The 19605-nt window shown below is 71.3% G+C and carries 9 protein-coding genes and 1 pseudogene; 7 read left to right on the top strand and 3 right to left on the bottom strand.

The genetic code is table 11. The features are described from left to right. Window positions 1-42: 42 nt before the first annotated feature. The 5 genes from ACFV2X_RS34040 (at window position 43) to fxsT (ending at window position 15506) form a co-directional block, all read left to right on the top strand. A complete protein-coding gene (locus ACFV2X_RS34040; RefSeq protein WP_385624065.1) occupies window positions 43-7353 on the top strand; it encodes an SDR family NAD(P)-dependent oxidoreductase in 7311 nt (2436 codons plus the stop codon). A gap of 2 nt (window positions 7354-7355) precedes the next feature. After that, on the top strand, window positions 7356-8150 hold the full coding sequence (locus tag ACFV2X_RS34035) for a thioesterase II family protein (RefSeq protein WP_385624079.1): 795 nt from the start codon (window positions 7356-7358) through the stop codon (window positions 8148-8150). 174 nt (window positions 8151-8324) lie between these two features. Beyond that, window positions 8325-9866, top strand: a complete 1542-nt coding sequence (locus ACFV2X_RS34030) for a hypothetical protein (RefSeq protein ID WP_385624077.1) — start codon at window positions 8325-8327, stop codon at window positions 9864-9866. Between the two features lie 29 nt (window positions 9867-9895). Next, window positions 9896-11008, top strand: coding sequence for an AAA family ATPase (locus ACFV2X_RS34025; RefSeq protein WP_385624063.1), 1113 nt, complete (start codon window positions 9896-9898; stop codon window positions 11006-11008). Next, window positions 10974-15506 carry an FxSxx-COOH system tetratricopeptide repeat protein gene (gene fxsT, locus ACFV2X_RS34020; protein WP_385624061.1) on the top strand — a complete coding sequence of 1511 codons (4533 nt, stop codon included), beginning with the start codon at window positions 10974-10976 and terminating at the stop codon, window positions 15504-15506. Before ACFV2X_RS34025 ends, fxsT begins: the two co-directional genes overlap by 35 nt. Window positions 15507-15535: 29 nt before the next feature. On the opposite strand, the gene ACFV2X_RS34015 is transcribed toward fxsT, so the two are convergent. The 3 genes from ACFV2X_RS34015 to ACFV2X_RS34005 all read right to left on the bottom strand — a co-directional run bounded on the left by ACFV2X_RS34015 (window position 15536) and on the right by ACFV2X_RS34005 (window position 18166). Beyond that, window positions 15536-17389 (bottom strand): HEXXH motif domain-containing protein, encoded by a 1854-nt coding sequence (locus tag ACFV2X_RS34015; protein WP_385624060.1) that lies wholly within the window; start codon window positions 17387-17389, stop codon window positions 15536-15538. A 125-nt stretch (window positions 17390-17514) separates the two neighbouring features. After that, window positions 17515-17697 carry a hypothetical protein gene (locus ACFV2X_RS34010; RefSeq protein WP_385624058.1) on the bottom strand — a complete coding sequence of 61 codons (183 nt, stop codon included), beginning with the start codon at window positions 17695-17697 and terminating at the stop codon, window positions 17515-17517. 112 nt (window positions 17698-17809) lie between these two features. Beyond that, entirely contained in the window at window positions 17810-18166 is a 357-nt protein-coding gene (locus ACFV2X_RS34005) for a hypothetical protein (RefSeq protein ID WP_385624056.1), read from the bottom strand. Between the two features lie 107 nt (window positions 18167-18273). Here ACFV2X_RS34005 and ACFV2X_RS34000 point away from each other — a divergent pair. Next, window positions 18274-18345, top strand: a pseudogene (locus tag ACFV2X_RS34000) (SAM-dependent methyltransferase); the annotation flags it as partial. Between the two features lie 131 nt (window positions 18346-18476). Further along, complete coding sequence (locus tag ACFV2X_RS33995; protein ID WP_385624054.1) at window positions 18477-19475, top strand: LacI family DNA-binding transcriptional regulator; 999 nt, start codon at window positions 18477-18479, stop codon at window positions 19473-19475. The last annotated feature ends 130 nt before the right edge of the window (window positions 19476-19605 follow it).

The raw sequence follows: 19605 nt of genomic DNA, 5'->3' as shown, positions 1-19605 counted from the left end.
CGGCGGCATCAGCGGGGGCACGCATGGGTACTGTCCGCAGGGATGCCAGAAGAGACGATCTCCCATCCGCGTCCCCGCTTCGCTCGTGAAGAGCGGTCCGGCGATATCGCCATCATCGGGCTCAGCTGTCGATTGCCGGGTGGCATCGCGGCGCCCGAGGAGTTATGGACCGCGCTTGCCGCCGGGCGCGATCTGGTCGGTGAGGTGCCGGCGGACCGGTTCGACGCGAGCCGCTTCGTGGCCGACGATCCGCGGCGTCCCGGCAAGTCGTACTCGGCCGCGGGCGGGTTCCTGGACGACGTCACGGGTTTCGACGCCGCGTTCTTCGGGCTGTCGCCGCGCGAGGCGAGCCGGATGGACCCGCAGCAGAGGCTGCTGTTGGAGATGGCCAGGGAAGCCCTCGACGACGCCGGTGTCGATCCGGGGGCACTCGCCGGATCGGAGTCCGGGGTCTATGTGGGGGTGAGCAACGGCAACTACGGCCAACTCCAGTACGCCCGCCCCGAAACGGTCACGGCGTACACGATGGCGGGCTCGGCGCTGTGCAACACCGCCAACCGGATCTCGCACCTGTTCGATCTGCGGGGGCCGTCCATGGCGGTGGACACCGCCTGCTCCTCGTCCCTGGTCGCCCTGCACCAGGCCTGCGCACAACTCCGCGCCGACGAGGGCGGTATCGCGCTGGCGTGCGGTGTCAACCTGCTGCTGAACCCGGGGGATTTCATCGGGTTCTCCAAGGCGTCCATGCTGTCCCCCAGTGGCCGCTGCCGCTCCTTCTCCGCGCACGCGGACGGATACGTCCGTGCCGAGGGCGGCGCGGTGGTGGTGCTCAAGCGCCTCGCCGACGCACGGGCGGATGGTGACACCGTGCACGCCGTGGTCCTCGGCACCGGAGTGGGCGCGGACGGCCGTACCCCTGGGCTCTCGCTGCCCAGCGCGGAGGCTCAGGAGAGGCTGATGCGTCAGGTGCACCACCGGGCCGGGGTGCGGCCCGAGGACCTGGCCTATGTGGAGGCTCATGGCACCGGCACCCAGGCGGGCGACCCGATCGAGTGCCGGGCGCTGGGTGGTGCCCTCGGCGCGGGCCGCCGCACCCCGCTGCCCATCGGCTCGGTGAAGTCGAACCTCGGCCATCTGGAGTCCGGGGCGGGCATCGCCGGTCTGCTCAAGTGTGTACTCATGCTGCGGCACGGGGTGATTCCGCAGTCGCTGCACGCCGAACCGCTCAACCCCGCCATCGACTTCTCCGCGCTGGGCCTGGAGCCGGTGACCGCGCCGCGGGCACTGCCGCCGGGAGCGCTCGCGATCAACTCGTTCGGCTTCGGCGGGGCCAACGCGCACGCCATTCTCGGCCCGCCGCCCGCGCCCCGTGTGCCCGCGCCACCGAAGGCGAGGCCATTGCCCGTGCTGGTCTCGGCGGCCACTCCTCAGGCACTCAGCGAGGCCGCCTCACGCACCGCCGCGCGGCTCCGGGACACCGACGCGTTCTACGACCTCGCCTTCACCAGTTGCGTTCGGCGCGGACACCACCGCGAACGGGTTGCCGTGCTGGCGGACAGCCCCGGCCAGGCCGCGGCCCTGCTGGAAGCGTTCGCCGAGGGCACCGCGGTGCCCGGCGCTGCGGCAGGACAGTCGACTCCGGGGCCCGTGGCGTTCGTGTACTCCGGAAACGGCGCCCAGTGGGCGGGCATGGGCGCGGAGCTGCTGGCGACCGAACCGGTGTTCCTCGACGCGGTCACCGAGGTGGACGCCGAACTGGCCGGGCATCTGGGCTGGTCGGTGCTCGAGGCCCTGCGGTCCATGGATCCGGGGCCGGAGCTGGACCGGACCGAGATCGCCCAACCGCTGCTGTTCGCGGTGCAGATCGGGCTGACCGCACTGCTGCGGGAGCGCGGCATCCGGCCCGCCGCGGTGGCGGGACACTCGGTGGGCGAAGTGGCCGCCGCACACGCCTGCGGGGCCCTGGACCTGGCGGCGGCCTGCCGGGTGATCGCCGAACGCGGTCTCGCCCAGGCGGAGACGGCGGGTGGCGGACGGATGGCGGCGGTGGGACTTCCGGCCGCCGAGGCCGCCGAGCTGATCGCCGGCCGGGACCTGGAGCTGGCCGGCGTGAACAGTCCGTCGGACGTGACTCTGTCCGGGTCCGCCGAGGAACTGTGCGCGCTCGGTGACGAGTTGCTTCACCGCGGGGTCTTCTTCCGGGAGCTGCCCCTGAACTATGCCTTCCACAGCCGATCCATGGACTCGATCCGGGACCGGCTGCACACCGCGCTGGCCGGGCTGGCGCCACGGCCCGGAACCGTGGCGTTCGTCTCCACCGTCACCGGTGGCACGCTGCCGGGCACCGGGCTCGACGCCACGTACTGGTGGCGCAACATCCGGGAGCCGGTGCTCTTCGGACCGGCCGTGACCACGTTGGTGGACGAGCACGGCTGCGGCACGATCGTGGAGGTCGGCCCCCACCCGGTGCTGCTCGGCTATCTGCGCAGGCAGTGCGCCACCGCGGACCGGCCGGTGACCACGGTCGGCTCGCTGTCACGCGCGGCCTGCGACTCGGCCGCGGTGCCGACCACCTACGCCACGGTGCTCGCGGCCGGGGCCGACATCGACTGGGACGCCTGGTTCCCGGTGCGCGGCCGGGTGGTACCGCTGCCCGCCTACCCGTGGCAGCGGGAGCACCACTTCAACGGCGCCGCCAACTGGTGGTCGGCGGGATCGGGCGCCGAGGAGGAGTCGGGACACCCGTTGCTCGGCGACCGGTTGCCGAGTGTGGAACCCACCTGGCGGACACCGGTCGAGCCGGCGCGGCTCGGCTGGCTCGGCGACCACCGGATCGGCGGGGCGGTGGTGATGCCGGGCGCCGCGTATCTGGAGATGGCGCTCGCGGCCGGCCGAACCACCCACGAGGGCGCACTGGAGATCACCGGCCTGGACATCGGCAAGGCGCTGGTGCTGCCGTGGGACGACCCGAGCGCCACCATCTCCGTACAGACCTGGCTCATCGGCGAGGTGGCCCGCATGGCCTCCCGCCGGGGCGACGAGGACTGGCAGGACCATGCGAGGGCGCGGGTACGCCGGTTGCGCAGCGGGCCGCCCGCGCCGCTGGACGTGGCGGGCATACGGGCAGCGGCACAGACCGAGATCTCCGGGGAACGGCACTACGCGCGGATGCGCCGGGTCGAGCTGGAGTACGGGCCCGCGTTCCGCGGTGTCCAACGGCTCGCCGTCGCCGACGATACGGTGCTCGCCGACTACGCCAATCCGAGCGGGGCGCAGGAGTTCCACGCACACCCGGCCCTGGTCGACGCCACCCTGCAGTCCATCGGGGCGCTCCTTCCCCGCGCCGAGAACGGGCAGGTCCACCAGTTCCTTCCTGCCGAGTTCGAGCGGGTCCGGTTCTGGCGCACCCCCGCCGACCGGGGCGTGGCGCTGATCCGTGCGCGCGGCCTGTCGCTGCGTGAGGCGGTGGTGGACATCACCATCGCGGATCCGGACGGCACCATAGCCATGGAGCTGCACGGTGTCCGCGTACGCAGGAACAAGGCGGCGGGGAGCGGCGTCGACCGCATCGTCAGCACCCTCCGGGCGGCTCCGCTGCCCGGGGCCGCCGGCCCGGCCGGGCTGCCGACCGCCACCGAGCTCGCCGCCGCGCGGGCCGGGCAGGTGGCGGCACTGACCGCGGCGGCCCGCCGCTATGACAGCCCCTCGTTCGTCCGCCGCGTCGCCCATCTGACCGGCCACTTCGTGGCGGCCGCGGTCGCCGAACTGGAGGCGAGCGGCACACGGCCGGGCAACCGGCGGCTGTACGAGAAGCTGCGGGCGCTCGCCGAACGGGAAGGTGTGCTGGGCCGGACGCCGGAACCGGGCCGACTGCTCACCGAGTTGCTGCGGGACTTCCCCGCCATGGCGCCGGAGCTGCTGCTGTACGCCCGGTGTGGTCCGCAACTGGCCGGGGTGCTCACCGGGGTCGTGGATCCGATGCAGTTGCTGTTCTCGGACACCGAGCGGCTGGCCGAGCTGCACTACACGACCTCCGTGGCACATCAGTATCTGAACCGGATGGCAAGGGAACTGCTCACCGGGCTGGTCGATGCCTGGCCCGCGGACCGGCCGCTGCGGATTCTGGAGGTCGGCGCCGGCACCGGGTCCACCACCGCCTGGCTGCTGCCCCGGTTGCCCGCCGATCGCACCACCTACGCCTACACGGACATCTCCAGCGCGTTCTTCCCCCGAGCCCGCCACCGGTTCGCCGCATACCGGTACCTCGACTACCGGACGCTGGATCTGGACCGCGCCCCGGCCGAACAGGGCTTCGCCGCCGCTTCCTTCGATCTGGTGATCGCCGCCAACGTCCTGCACGCCACCACCGATGTGCGCCGCGCCGTCGGCCACGTCGCCGAACTCCTGGACAGCGGTGGCCGGCTGCTCGCCGTGGAGTTCCACGACAACGACCTCTTCGCCCCCTGCTACGGGCTGCTCGGGTCGGCCACCGGCTTCACCGACACGGAGCTGCGCGAGGACACCCTGCTCGCCCGTGAGCAGTGGCCCGAGGTGCTGCGCTCCGGTGGGTTCACCAGCGTGGTCCAGCTCGGCGAGGAGCCGGCCTGTTCGGTGCTGTTCGCCGACCGGGGCGAGCGGGAACAACACCCGCCAACGCCCCGGCCCGGGCGTAGCTCAGCCGCCGCTCCCGGTCACTTCCTCGTCGCCGCGGACGGTGTCGAGGGCCTGCCCGACGCCGTGGTGGCGCGGCTGCGCACACTGGGCCGCTCGGTGAGCCGCGTCGACGCCGCCACCGACTCCGCGCGCTGGGGCGCCGCGCTCAGCGGCACCGAGAAGAGCGTCGGGATCGTGGTCATGCTGGGCGAGCAGGGTAGTGGCGACGCGGCCCGCGCCGTCGATCCGGTGGTCCGGCAGGCGGCGGTCCTCAGGGCGATGGTCACTGCCTGCCAGGCGTTGCCGGAGAGCCGTGAGGTGCGGGCCTGGGTACTGACCGGCGGCGAGCGCACCGCGGTCCCCGAACACCCCGTACCGGCCGCCGCCTGGGCCCAGGCGCGCACCCTGACCAGCGAGAACCCTCTGCTGAGGGTCCGCAGGGTCGCGGTGGCCCGCGGAGCGACCGAAGCGGACGTGTGCGCGGAACTGCTCGCCGAGACCGACGAGGACGAGGTGGTGCTCACCGCGGGCGGGCGCTTCGTACCGCGGATCACCGAGCGCCGCCCCGCCACCCGCACCGGCCACCCCTTCGCGCTGGCCGTGGCGGACGACGGACCGGCCTGGACGGCGGTGACCGTGCCCGAAGCGGGACCGGGAGAGGTGGTCGTCGAGGTACGGGCGGCGGCGCTCAACTACGCGGATGTGATGGTCTCCCGGGGGCTGGTGCCGCCCATGGCCGAGGCGCCGGACACGGGAATCCCCCTGTTGGGCCTCGAATGCGCCGGAGTGGTGACCCGCGTCGGCGCCGGTGTGACCGGCCGGGCCGTCGGCGACCGGGTCATGGTCGCGCACTCCGGGAGCCTCACCTCACATCTGCGCTGCCCGGCCCGGCTCACCATCCCGATCCCCGAGGGCATGCCGTTCACCGAGGCGGCCACCATCCCGACGGTGTTCGCCACCGTGCACTACGGCCTCGACTATCTGGCCCGGCTCCGCGCGGGCGAGACGGTCCTCGTACACGGGGCCGCCGGCGGGGTGGGGCTGGCCGCGCTGCGGTACGCCGAACACGTCGGGGCCACCGTCGTCGCCACCGCGGGCAGCCCCGCCAAGCGCCAGCTGCTGCGCCTGCTCGGCTACCGGCATGTGCTGGACTCGCGCAGCCTCGGCTTCGCCGACGAGGTCCGCGAGATCACCGCGGGGCGCGGGGTGGACGTGGTGCTCAACTCGGTGGCGGGGGAAGCGCTGGGCCGCGGTATGGAGTTGCTGCGCCCGCACGGGAGGTTCGTGGAGCTCGGAAAGCGCGACATTCTCGCCGACAACGTGCTCGCCCTGCGTCCGTTCTCCCGTGACCTCTCCTTCTTCGGTGTCGACCTCACCAGTCTGCTCCAGGGCGACAGCCCGGTGGCCGAGCAGATGGTCGCCGAACTGACCGAGCGCGTCGGGTCCGGGGTCTACCGGCCGCTGCCGCATGTCACCTACCCGGCGCAGCAGATCGCCGAGGCGATGGCACTGCTGCGGGACTCCCGGCACATCGGCAAGATCGTCATCACCTTCGACCCCACGGAACCGGTCCCGGTACGCGCTCCCCGGCCCCCGGTCGCCCTGGACCCCGAGGCGACGTACCTCGTCACCGGCGGGCTGGGCGGTTTCGGCGCGGCCACCGCCCACTGGCTGGCCCGGTGCGGGGCCCGGCACCTGGCGCTGGCCTCCCGCAGCGGCGCCGCCCACCCGGAGGCCCGTACCGTGCTCGACCGCGTCGCCGAGGAGGGGGCGACGGCGACCGCCTACGCCACCGATATCACCGACCCCGCGGCCACCCGCGCTCTGCTGGACGCGATCGAGGCCACCGGCCATCCGCTGCGGGGTGTCGTCAACGCCGCCATGGTGCTCGACGACGTCCTCGACGACGCCACCGCGGTGGAGCTCGACGATGCGCGGACCCGAGCGGTGGTGAGCCCCAAACTCGCCGGAACGGCACACCTGGACCGGCTCACCCGTGAACTGCCCCTGGACTTCTTCGTGTTCTACAGTTCGATCTCCGCGCTCGCCGGCAATCTGCGGCAGAGCACCTACGCAGCCGGCAATCTGGCGGGCGAGGCGGTCGTCCGGCAGCGCCGGGCCGCGGGGCTGCCGGGAATCGCCGTGCAGTGGTGCGCCATTTCCGACACCGGCTACGCGGACCGCGCCGGTATGGTCGAGACCATGCGGCAAGCCGGTTTCGGGGAGCTCGACTCCGTCACCGCCACCCGGGTGCTCGGCGAGCTGATCACCGATCCCGATGTGGACGTCATCATGGTGGGCAACACGGACTGGGGGCAGACCGCGAAACTCCTTCCCACCGTCGCCGCGCCGCGCTTCACCGAGGTGCTGCCCGCGCACGACGCCAGCCCCTGTGACACCGCTGGCGCCGACGGGAACGTACCGGAGCTGGTGCGTTCGCTGGCCGAACCGGAGGCACTGGGCATCGTCACCGATGTGCTCGTCTCGGCGCTGGCCACGGTGCTGCAGACCACGTCGGAGCGGATCGATCCGGACACCCGGCTCGATCAGCTCGGCCTGGAGTCGCTGATGGCGGCCGAGCTGAGCTCCGTACTGCAGCGCAGGCTGGGCTGCGTCGTCCCGGCGATGGAGCTGGCCACCGCGGCCGGTGTACGGCAGCTCGCCCCGCGCATTCTCGGACGTATCAGGCGGGGCTCGTGACCATGCCCCCGCCCTTCCCCACCGTCGACCTCAACCGCCTCACCGACCGGCAGACCGCGCGGATCCGGCTGTACTGCGTTCCGCCGTCCGGGGCGGGCTCGGAATTCTTCCTGCCCTGGGTCGCCGAGTTCTCCCAGCTGATCGACCTGGTCGCCGTCCAACTGCCCGGCCGCGGCACCCGCATCGGGGAACCGTCGATCACCGATATCAACTGGGCCGCCGCAGGCATCGCGGAAGCGATAGCCACGGACCTGAGCCATCGGCCACCCGCCGACGGTTTCTACGCGGTCTTCGGCCACAGCTTCGGCGCGCTGCTCGCCTTCGAGGCCACCCACCGGCTCAGGGCCGACCTGCGCACCGAACCGGATCTGCTCGCACTGTCCGCCGTTCCACCGCCGAACCACGACGGTCTCGACGACCACATCGCGCGCAACCTCGGCTCCGGAATCGCCGCCATCACCGAGATCATGGGCTGGGAGGAGCCGACCGACGACGCGCTCACCCGGACCGTCTACACCCCCTTCCTCGCGGATGCGGTCGCCCTGCTGCAACACACACGGCAGATCTGGCCGACGCTGCGCGCGCGGCTGAGCGTCTTCGGCGGAAACGACGACCCGATGGTCGACCCCGAGTCGCTGTACGAATGGAGCGCGTGTACGACGGCCGGCACCCGGGTCCACCGTTATCCCGGAGGCCATCACTACCTGCGCACCCAAATCCCCGAGGTGGTCGCTCAGCTCGCGCAGGACCTGCTCGCCGCGTACCGGAATCCGGATTGGCGTCCGAGGTCCGTGTGATTCATGCGCGGATCGTGCCCAACCGGCCGATTGTGCCTCTACGCTAAACGCTCGTGACGATGGGTATGCCGAACAAGCGCGATGCACGAACGCGTTTGTCGGGTGCGAGGGGGGACGCACGTGTCGGAGCGGTTCGCGGAAAACCGTGCGCGGCGCCGGGTACTGGGGGAGATGGTGAATGTCTTGGGAGACTCGGCGGCACTGACCGACGCCCGAGGGCGGCACCAGTGGCGGCGTGAGCTGTCCGAGGCGTTCGGCGGGCTGGAGCTGGAGCCCTATCCGACCGCTCATCAGGAGTTCTTCGAGGCGGTGCGCTCCTGCGGCGAGCGCCCCGGGGGCCTTGAGACGCTGGTGGAGATCACCGGCTTTGTGGCCCCGGCGCTCCCCCATCGGCTGCGGCCCCTGGTCGACGAGTGGGACGCGGCCGATCTGTACCGGGGGCGTGACTGGTCGGCGCTGCGGCAGGCGCTCGACATCGGCATACCGGAGTTGAACGCGATCGTCGCCGAGGTCTGCGGGGACCGGTTCCGGCTCCCTCCCCACTGCCTCACCGCCTGGCATGCCTTTCTCCATCTGGCCTGCCGCAACACCCCGCCCGGGGGTCTGCCGCCCAGCATGGTGCTGCTGGAGCACCTTGCCCTGCACGCCGATCTGGCGGCCTCGGTCGGCGAGCTATATGCCTGGAATGAGCACTTCGCTCACGAGTGGGATCTCGCCGACGGCGAGGACGGGCTGATCGCGATGCGCGCGGGCCTGACCGGTGGCCGTACGGCTGATGTTCTGCACTGCGGCATCCCGGGCGCCCAGGGCACAGTCGGGCTGGACGCCGAACCGGAGCGCCCGGTGATCAGGCTGTACGTCAAGGTGGCGCCCGATCTGACCCCGGTGGACGCCAAGGGCAGAAAGCAGGGCCGCCGAGAGGCGCGTTACACGCTCGCCGCCCGGGTGCGCTACGCGGAGTCCTCCGGGCTGCACCGGGAGCCGCAGGGCGAGCCGGGCGAACTGGTGACACGGAGCAGGATCCCCGTCGCCGTCGCGGAGCTGCTGACCCGGATGGCGGAGCTGTGGCAGTCGCGTGCCGAAGACGTGGTGTTGGAGTTCTTTTTACCCACGGAGCTGCTGAACGAGCCCGTCGAGTGGTGGAATCGGAATCCCCAACTAGGCTATGCGAACCCCATCTTGAGCAAGTACCACGAGATATTCATCCACAGCCTCGAGCGAGTGCAGCGGCGCGAGCTCCATCACGCCTGGCGTATGCGCTGGGCCCGGTGGCGGAGCCGGCCCGAGCAGGCGGACGTCCACTGGTGCGACGCCGAGGGTCGCTCGACCGATGAACACCTCGCCTTACTGGACGCGCGGATCGGGCGGCGGGACGAGGTGGTGGCGATGGTGCTCAGCGAGCCCCCGAGGCCGCGAAGCGGGCTGGGACTGCGCGAGCTGCGGCTCGGGCTCGATCTCGGAGTCCCCGTGCTGATCCACCATCGTGCGGACAGCTTGTCGGAGGCCTTCCGCAGCGTGGTGCGCGAAGGACTGGCCGAGGACGGTCTGTCGAAGCTTCCCGAGCGTGCGAGACAGTGGAAGAGCGACTGCGCCGCAGGTGGAATCGGTTCACAGGATGACCCGGTCAGGGATCTCAGCGTGATCTGGGACAACCCCGAACTGCTCCTGGACGGTGGGCCGTGTGCTCCCGCCACCTTCGTAGGGGGGATCGATTGAACACGCCCGAGAGAACCGGAGGGGCGGACGTGCCGGCCGCCACCGCCGCAGTCCGGTACCAGGGAACGGGAGCGGTGCTGCCCGATGTCCCGTACGAGGAGCGCCAGTGGCCGGACGGGCCGCGCTGGCGGACCTTCCAGGGCGGACCCTGTCTGCCTCAGCCGCCCGACGACGACGAGGCCGACCGGCGGCTCGGCCCCATCGGCGCGGTCCGCAGGCCCTCGGCGGAGGAGGTCCGCCTGGTCAACGCGGCGATTCTGCTGCGGCGTCCACTGCTGGTCACCGGCCGCCCGGGCGTGGGCAAGTCCACCCTCGCTTATCGCATCGCCCGTGAGCTGCGGCTGGGCCGGGTACTCCAGTGGCCCATCACCTCCCGGACGACCCTCGCCTCGGGTCTGTTCGAATACGATGTGATCGGCCGCGCACAGGCGGGCCAGGCCTGGTACGCGGCGCAACAGCACAGCGGTCCGGCGGACGGCCCGGACGGGGGCGGCGACCCGGCTTCCGGTGACGAAGCCCGCGTGGACATCGGCGAGTTCATCCAGCTCGGCCCGCTGGGCACCGCGCTGCTCCCCCACCGCTTACCGAGGGTCCTGCTCATCGACGAGCTCGACAAGGGCGACGCCGACCTGCCGAACGATCTGCTCACGCTCTTCGAGGACGGCTGGTACGCCGTGCCCCCACTCGTCCGGGTGAAGCGCCGGTCCCCCGAAGTGATCGTCCACACCGCCGATCCGGGCAGAACCGCCCCCCTTGTGGACGGCCTTGTCACCACTCGATCATTCCCTCTGGTCATCATGACCTCGAACGGGGAGCGCGAGTTCCCAGAGGCGTTTATGCGTCGCAGCCTCCGATTCGATATACCGGACCCGGGCCCGGAGGCACTGGGCGAGCTGGTCGCCGCGCACTTCGCCGACCAGTTGGGCGATATGCACGACAGGCTGGTCCGGGACTTCATGACACGCAGCGAGCAGGTGCACGGCCTGGCGGCCGATCAGTTGCTCAACGCCGCCCATCTGGCGACCTCCGGCGCGTATACGCCTGCCGAGGGCGACGATGCCGAGTGGCAGGCCCTGCTCAGCGCCATCTGGCACCCGCTGAGTACCGATGTACGCGCCGACGGGGCGGAACCGCGTGCCTGAACGTCCGCCGGTTCCCGAGCGGTCCGGGGCGGACGGTGCGGCTGACGGCCCTGCCACCTCCCCGGGCCACGGACGTCTGCCGGTCGGCGGGCTGCGGTGGTGGGAGGTCGCGGATGCGCTGTGGCTGGCCCGCCACCACCCGGAGCTGGCCGGGCCGTCGTGCTCCGACGCTCAGCCGCCGGCCGACGAGCCACCAGCGCCCGGGGAGCCGCGGCCCGCCATGCCGACACCGCCCGTCATGTCGACACCGGAGCCCGAGATCCCTCCCCCGGCCGCAGGACGTACCACGTCGCCCACGGGCGGCGGTGGCGAACCACAAGGGCGGTTAGCGGAGGGCCTTCCACAGCCCGAGCCGCCGCCATCCCCTGTGCTCCTTCCCGCCGATGACCCCGCGCCCGCGCGATCGGCCCGCTTATCCGACGCCCATGCCGTCCGGCGGTGGCCTTCACCGCGCCCCGGCGCGGCCGACGGCCTCCCCACGGCCGAGGTGGCGTCCGCGTTACGCCCCCTGCGCCAGTGGACGCGTTCGACGCGCCACCAGGAGCTGGACGAGGAGGCGACCGCCGAGCGGCTGGCCGAGGCCCCCGGGCTGCCCCCGGCGATGGGCCCGGGAAACGAACGCCGCTGGGACGCGGTCCTGGTGGTGGACGCGGGCCCGCAGATGACGCTCTGGGCCGCCCTCGCCCGGCGCCTCATGGCGGCGCTGCGCCACCACGGCGGCTTCCGCGATCTGCGGCTGCGCTTCATGGACACCCACTCCGACCGCCCGGGCGAGGTCGTGCTGCGGGGCCCGAACCACCGGTCGAGGCCCCAACCGCCGAGGAGCCTGGCCGATCCCACCGGGCGCCGGATCGTGCTCGTCCTCACCGACGGCCTCGCCCCCGCCTGGCGCGCGGGCGCCGTCCAGGAGGCGCTGGCCATCTGGGGCCGGCATCAGCCCGTGGCCGTACTCGCGACGCTCCCGCAGCGGCTGTGGCCCCGCACCGCCCTCGACCCACGGCGGGTCCGGCTGCGCGCCTCGGGCCCCTGGGCCGGGAGCGCGCGAATGGACTGGGAGTTCACCGAGGCCCCTATCGCGGAACCGGCCGCGGAAGCGCCCCGCGGCCGGCGCCCGGTCCCGGTGCCCGTCCTGGAGGTCGCCGACGAGTGGATCGCCCCCTGGGCCCGCTTCATCGGCGGCGAGGGGCCGCGCTGGACCGAGGTGGCCGCGCTCCTCGTGTCCCCGCGCCGGTCCGAGGCCCCCGCCCCGCGGCCGGAACGCGCCAGGTCCCCCGCCGGCGCCGCGGAGCGCGTCGCCCGCTTCCGGGTGTGGGCCTCACCGGAGGCCTTCTCGCTCGCCACCCGGCTGGCCGCGGTCCCGCTCGACCTTCCCGTCATGTACGCCGTTCAGCGCCGCACCCCGCCTCGAACGGGCCCGGCCCATCTGGCTGAATTCTTTATGAGCGGCCTTGTCGAACCCGTACCCGAGAGCGGCGGGAATTCTTTTCTCTTCGGCCAGGGAGTGCGTGAGGAGCTGCTTGCCTCGAGCACCCGGCAGGCGACGGAAATGGCGTCAAGGATCGCCGCGGAGTTCCTGGCACCACACAGCGGTGCGGCCCGTGAGCTGCTGATCCACCTCAGCGGTGGGGACGTTCCACCGGAACCCGAGGTCACCAGGGAAAACCTCCAATTCCGAGAAATAGAACATGTCGTACTGGAGGCGCTGTCCGGGGCCCATTTGCGTCGGGCTCGCCGCATCCAGCACGTCATCCGCACCACCCGCGCTTCATCGGATCAAAGGATTGCCCCAACGGCGCGCGGAGAGATCAACCCTGCCGAACACAACGAAGGCCCTGTCACAGTGAATATTCCAGGAACGCCCGAGACGCCTGTCCCCCCACAGCAGGGAGGTGTAGGCGGCGACGGCGCACTTCGAGGAGGTACGAATTTGACCGCGGTTTCCCAGGGCGCGACGACGCCGGATTCGGGCGCGTCGCTCGAGCGAGGCTCCTCCGGACCGTCGACACGCCCCGCCGTCTGGGGGAACATGCCGCCGCGGAACCTCGTTTTCACCGGGCGCGAGGCATTGCTCGAGCGTTTGGAACGTGATCTCCGTGACGGCCCGACCGCGGTGCTTCCGCATGCGCTGCACGGCATGGGCGGTGTCGGAAAGTCCCAACTGGCCCTGGAATACGTTTATCGACATGCCGCCCGATACGACGTCGTCTGGTGGATTCCGGCCGAGCGGCCCACCCAGATCGCCCAGGCGCTGGTGGAACTCGCCCAGCGGCTGCACCTGCCGGTGACCGCTGAGGCCATCACCGCGGTGCCCGCGGTCCTGGAGGCGCTGCGGACCGGGAATCCTTACGGAAATTGGCTGCTGGTGTTCGACAACGCGGAAAGTCCGGAATCGGTGCAGGAGTTCTTCCCGAGCAGCCCGGCAGGCGGCCCCTCCGGATCCATTCTGGTCACCTCCCGCAACCCCCAGTGGAACACCCTGGCCCATCCACTGGAGGTGGATGTGTTCAAACGCTCCGAGAGCATTCAGCTCCTGCAGCGTCGCAACCCCGATCTCCCCGACGCGGAGGCGGACCAACTCGCGGAGGTCCTTGGCGATCTGCCGCTGGCGGTCGAGCAGGCATCGGCCTGGCGGGCGGAGACCGGAATGCCGGCGGCGGAATATCTGCGGCTCTTCGAGGAGAAGCGGGCCGAACTGATGTCGGTGTCCCCGCCGACCCACTACGAGCAGACGGTGGCCACCGCGTGGAACGTCTCGCTGGACCACCTGGCGAGCAAGAACCCGGCGGCGCTGCAACTGCTGCAGATCTGTGCCTACTTCGCCTCCGAGCCGGTGGCCCGGTCGCTGTTCTCCGGCGCCGCCGTCGAGCCCATCGCCCCGGACCTGGACCGGGCGCTGACCGACCCGCTGCGGCTGGGCCGGGCCATCCGGGAGATCAACCGCTACTCCCTGGCCAAGATCGACCACCGCAGCAACTCCATCCAGATGCACCGTCTGGTGCAGTCCGTGCTGATCGCCCGGATGACCGAGGAGCAGCGCGAGCGGATGCGGCGCGGCGCGCATATGCTGCTCGCCGCCAACGCTCCGCGCGACCCACGGGACCCTGAGCACTGGGCGCGGTTCGCCGATCTGTATCCGCATGTGGTGGTCTCCAGGGCCGTGGAGTCCGACTCCCGGAACGTGCGGCAGATGGTCATCAACCTCGCGCAGTACCTCTTTTTCTGGGGCGACCACGAGGCCGCACGCGACTTCGGCCAGCACGCGTACGACATCTGGCGGGAGAAGTACGGGGAGGGTGATCAGCACACCCTGCTGCTCTGCCGCGATCTGTGGTTCGTGCTGTGGCGGATGGGCCGCTACCAGGAGGCCGGGGCACTGAGCGAGCGCATGCTGGCGGAGGTGCGGGACCTCGGCACCGACGCGGAGGAGGAACTGCTCTCCACTCTCGGCCAGGTGGCCGCCGACCGCCGTGCCCAGGGTGACTTCCGGGGGTCGCTGGAGATCTCCGAGGAGGTGTACGGACGGGCCGTGCGGGCGTACGGCGACGAGGACCCGCTGACGCTGATCCACACCCACAACATGGCCGTCGCGCTGCGGGCTTTCGGCCAGTTCAGCCGCGCGATGGAGCTCGACCAGGAGACCCATCGGCGTACCGTGCTGCTCTTCGGCGAGGAGACGTACGACAGCCTGCTCTCGGAGATGGGGCTGGCGCTCGACCGGCGGGAGGCCGGCGAATACGCCCTGGCGGCCCGGATGTTCGAGGAACTGGTCGACAAATACCGCAGAGTCTTCGGCGAGATGAACCCGAACACGCTGCGCACCGCGGGACGGCTGGCGGTCTCCCGGCGCAAGGCGGGAGACCACCCCGGAGCGCTGGAGCTCAGCAGGCCGGTGCGCAAGGCCCTCACCGAGCGCTACGGCGAGCGGAGCCCGGACTCCCTGATCTCCTCCCTCAATCTCTCCGTGGATCTACGGCAGACGGGAGCCCTCGACGAGGCCATGCAGCTGGGCCAGTCGACCAGAGAGCTTTATGAGGAGGTCTTCGGCGAGGACCACCCGGACACCGCCGCGGCCGATGTGGACCTGGCCATCACCCTGCGGCTGCTCAACGAGGTGGACACCGCGCGCGCCATCAACGAGTCGGCGCTCCGGCGCGCCCGCGAGGCCCTTGGCGACACCCACCCCTATGTGCTGATCGCCTCCGCCAATCTGGCCAGTGACATGTTTGCGCAAGGTGACGCCGCCGCGGCCGCCGAACTCGATCGCGAAAACCTTGAGGTGATCAAGGCCACCCTGGGCGAGACACATCCGACGGCACTGGTCGTGATGGGCAACCTGGCCTGTGATCTCAGGGCGCTGCGCCGGAACGACAAGGCCGAGATCCTGCATGCCACGGCGGTCAAGGAGCTCCAGGCCAAACTCGGCGAGAACCACCCCGCCTGTGCCGACACGGCGGCCTGGCGGCGCGGCAACTGCGATGCCGACCCCATGCCGCTCTGAGGCCACCGGCCGCGAGCCGGGCGTCGGCCTCAGGCCGGCGCCTCGGCCGCACGGCCGATCCATGCGGCGACCGTGACGGGGTCCGCGGGCTCTCCCGTCGTGTCCCCGATCGCCCGGTGCACCGCACGGACCAGTTCCGGGCACCGAAGCAGCGCCAGGCCGGCCGCCCGGTGCCCGCCGGAAGAGTCCAGCGCGAGCCGCAGCCCCGCCCAGGCGCCGGCAGTGGAGTGGAAGAGCGCCCCGCCGCCGGGCGCCGGGCCCGGCCCGGCGCTGATCTCCCGCGCGTACAGCTCTCTCGCGGCGGTGGCGTCCCCGGCGACCAGGAGGAGATCGGCGGGCCTGGCGCCCTCGACGGTCGCGGCAAGGCGCTCGGGATCCGCTCGGAGCTTCGCGAGTGCGGGTTCCATGAGCCGCATCCGGGTGAGGACGGCCCGGGCGTCCAGGTTCCTGGCGGTGGGGTCCGGCACCAGGCGCGGCGCCGGGCAGCCTTGCCAGGGGATGATCCGCGGAAACGGGCGGCCGGTGTGGCCGCCCGTGATCCAGTGGTCGACCAGCTCTGCCACCAGCGAGGGATCCGGTGCGAGATGGTGCAGCCGCCAGCTCACGGCGTGGTCCTCGGCCACCCGCTCGGCCTCGCCCACCAGCGCCTTGGGGACGGAGGCATCCGCCCAGTCCGACACGGTCTCGGCCAGCTGCCCCAGGAATCGGCGGCCGAGCCGGGTCAGCTCCCGATCCTTGCCCAGCGGAGGCAGCACCCGCAGCAACTGCTCCCTGCGCAGGGCGAACTCGAATTGGGCCAGCACCACCTCGTCCGGCGGCGCACCACCGCCGAGCACATACCCGCGCCAGAACCGGGCCACGGCGGAGAAGGCGTAGACCCCGTGCAACATCCCGTTCAGTGGCCGCGGGTCGTCCCGCCACGGCGCATACAGCCGCGGCCGGTTCTCCTGCGTGTGCAGGGAGTACATATGCATCAAGGCGCTGAGTTTGCTGTGCTGGATCTCATGGGTGAGGATCGCCGCGAACTGGGCGGCGGCAGCGGGCTCCATCGCCGTCGGTTCCGAGGCGGCAAGGCCACCCATGCCACCGCCCATGGTGGCGCTGTGCCAGCGGAACGGCGTCGACGCGGGCAACGGCTCGATGGAGCGGAGGCAGGCGGCGACGTCCTCGGCCGCCTGCGGATCGGCACGCCCGAGCAACGGCCAGGCATGACGCAGCAGTTCGCCCCAGAGGTCGGCCTGCTCGCCCGGCGACGGGGAATGCTCCGCGGCAGGGTCCACGGGGAAAATGCGATACGGGCCGAGGTCGCTGAGGTGAATCTCCTTCGGTCCTTCGGGGAGTTCGAGTACGAACGTGGTCGGCGGCTGCCATCCGGGGCCGGCCTGTCGGCAGGGAAAGGTCACGTGGAGCGTTTCCCCGCCGTGGCGGAGGATCAGCGCGGCACCGTCGAAGTCCGCCTGTACGGCCTCCGGCCCCGCTTCGCCGGGGAGGGTGGCGCGGCCCAGCGAGGGCAGCCAGACCGTCCCTGAGCGCGAGGGGAGGCGGAGGGAGAAGGACAGGCCGGTCCGTATCGCGGAAGCCGCGGCGATGAGATGCAGTTGCCCGGTGTCCGCCCACAGGGGCTGATCTTCGTCCGGCGAAACCTCATCCTCACGTAATCGGCGCAGCGTGTGCTGGAGCCAGACCCCGGTCTCCGGCAGCAGCAGGAGGTCGTCGGTCACCGCGCGGCTCAGCCGCTCGGCGTCGCTGAGCAGTTCCCATGCGTGGTCGAGATGTTCCAGGGGGCCGATGGCATCCGGACGGTCGGCCGCCATGGCCATGAGGAGTCCCAGCAGAAGCAGGCGATGGCTGCGCTCCGCGTCCCAGAGGTGGGCGATTACCACCGCCCCACCGCCACCGGCGGCCAGGGCGTCAAAGTGGCGCGGGGGAAGCCCATGCCGCGGAGCACGCGCCGAAGTCGGAGGACGGTGCCGCTGGAAAGGATCTCCGCCACCGCTGCCGACTGACGTCACACGGTCCAACTGGGCTTGGTGGTGTCACCGGCGAGGACAGCGGCCGAACCACAGAGCTTCCGCAGCAGCTGCGCTTCGATCTGATCCCACTCCAGACCGTGTCGTGCGCGTAGGTTCTCAAAACTGACCCCCGTCAGATCGAGCAGTTCCGACTCGATCACGGTCCCAGGCCGATCCATCCCGCGCTGACCTCCCCGATTCCGGGCCTGACCTCTCCCGTCCACCCATCATGTCCCAGCGCGGGAGCGACGGGTAGCCGCGTCTCGGACACCTTTTCACCAGGGTTACCGCTCAACCGTCGCCGAAACCGGGCATTTCGGCCAGCACCTCGGCCAACTCGCCCAGCGCGTACGACCCGGAGTCCACCATCTCGACGGCCTGCCACAGCAGCGTGAGACCGCCGGGAAAGGCCAGACAGGTCTCCACCACGCCCACCAGGTCCACCCGGGTGATCGGCGATCGGGGCAGACTTCCGTGGATCTCGGGTGGGAGCAATCCGAGGACCTGGGCACGTGCGGCCGGATCGGACATCACCGGGACCGCCTCCAGCGCCAGAACCAGCCGCTTGCGCTGCTCAAAGCCGGGCCGGACCCCTGGCCTCGCGGGTGGCTGTGGGCGCTGACCCTCGCCGGACCCTCGCTCCGGCATCCGTTCGCCCCCTTCGACGCCCGGAAATGGACTCTATCGCCGATGACGAAGCCCAACAACGAATTCACGAACCGATCCGCTGTCGCTCTTTTCCGCAACGCCGCACCCGCGAGGTGCTGGAAATCGGGACTTTCACCGGCTACAGCACACCGTGCATGGCGCGCGCCCTGCCCTCCGGCGACACGGCCGCCGTCCACGAGCTGAACTCCGCGCTGCGGGACGACGACCGCGCCGCTCGCCACGGCACGGCGAGGCAGCCGATAGAGCATTTACGCAAGCGACTTGCATAACTTGCGATAGTCTTGCGTGTATGACGCGACGACTTGCCGAAGTGGCGAAAAAGGTGGGGGTCAGCGAGGCCACGGTCAGCCGGGTGCTCAACGGCAAGCCGGGGGTGTCCGAAGCCACCCGGCAGTCGGTGCTGGCCGCCCTGGACGTCCTCGGCTACGAACGGCCGACGCAGCTGCGCGGCGACCGCGCCCGCCTGGTCGGACTGGTCCTGCCCGAGCTGCAGAACCCCATCTTCCCGGCGTTCGCCGAGGTCATCGGTGGGGCACTGGCCCAGATGGGGCTGACTCCGGTGCTGTGCACACAGACCAAGGGCGGGGTCTCCGAGGCCGACTATGTGACCCTGCTGCTGCAACAGCAGGTCTCCGGCGTGGTGTTCGCCGGCGGCCTGTACGCGCAGGGCGACGCGGAGCACGGCCACTACCGGCTGCTCGCCGACCGCAACATCCCGGTGGTGCTGGTCAACGCGGCCATCGAGCAGCTCGGCTTCCCTGGCGTCTCCTGCGACGACGCCGTGGCGGTGGAGCAGGCCTGGCGCCATCTGACCTCCCTCGGGCATGAGCGGATCGGGCTCGTGCTCGGGCCGGGTGACCACATGCCGTCGGCCCGCAAGCTCGCCGCCGCCCGAGCCGTCGCGGCTGATCTGCCGGACGAGTTCGTCGCCCGGGCCATCTTCTCGATCGAGGGCGGCCAGGCCGCGGCCTCCCGGCTGATCGACCGGGGGGTCACGGGCATCGTCTGCGCCAGCGACCCGCTGGCCCTGGGGGCCATCAGGGCCGCGCGCCGCAAGGGACTCGGCGTGCCGTCGCAGGTATCGGTCATCGGCTACGACGACTCCGCGCTCATGAGCTGCACCGAGCCGCCGCTCACGACCGTGCGCCAGCCCATCGAGGCCATGGGCAGGGCGGCGGTGGAGCTGTTGAACGCGCAGATCAGCGGATTGGCCGTACAGGCCGAGGAGTTGCTGTTCGAGCCCGAACTGGTGGTGCGCGCCTCCACCGCGCAAGCCCCGCAGGGGTGAACTCGACCTGATCCCGGACGAAGCTGGCACCTGTCGATTCTTTTCAGTTTCTGCGCGACATCTTGCAACACGATGTCGACGGTGCTTGAGTGTGCGGCGCACCCACGGCTGTGTGCGCTCCGCCCACCGG

Source organism: Streptomyces sp. NPDC059679, from assembly GCF_042734105.1.
Taxonomy (GTDB): Bacteria; Actinomycetota; Actinomycetes; order Streptomycetales; family Streptomycetaceae; genus Streptomyces.
This window is presented reverse-complemented; position numbering and strand designations above follow the sequence as displayed.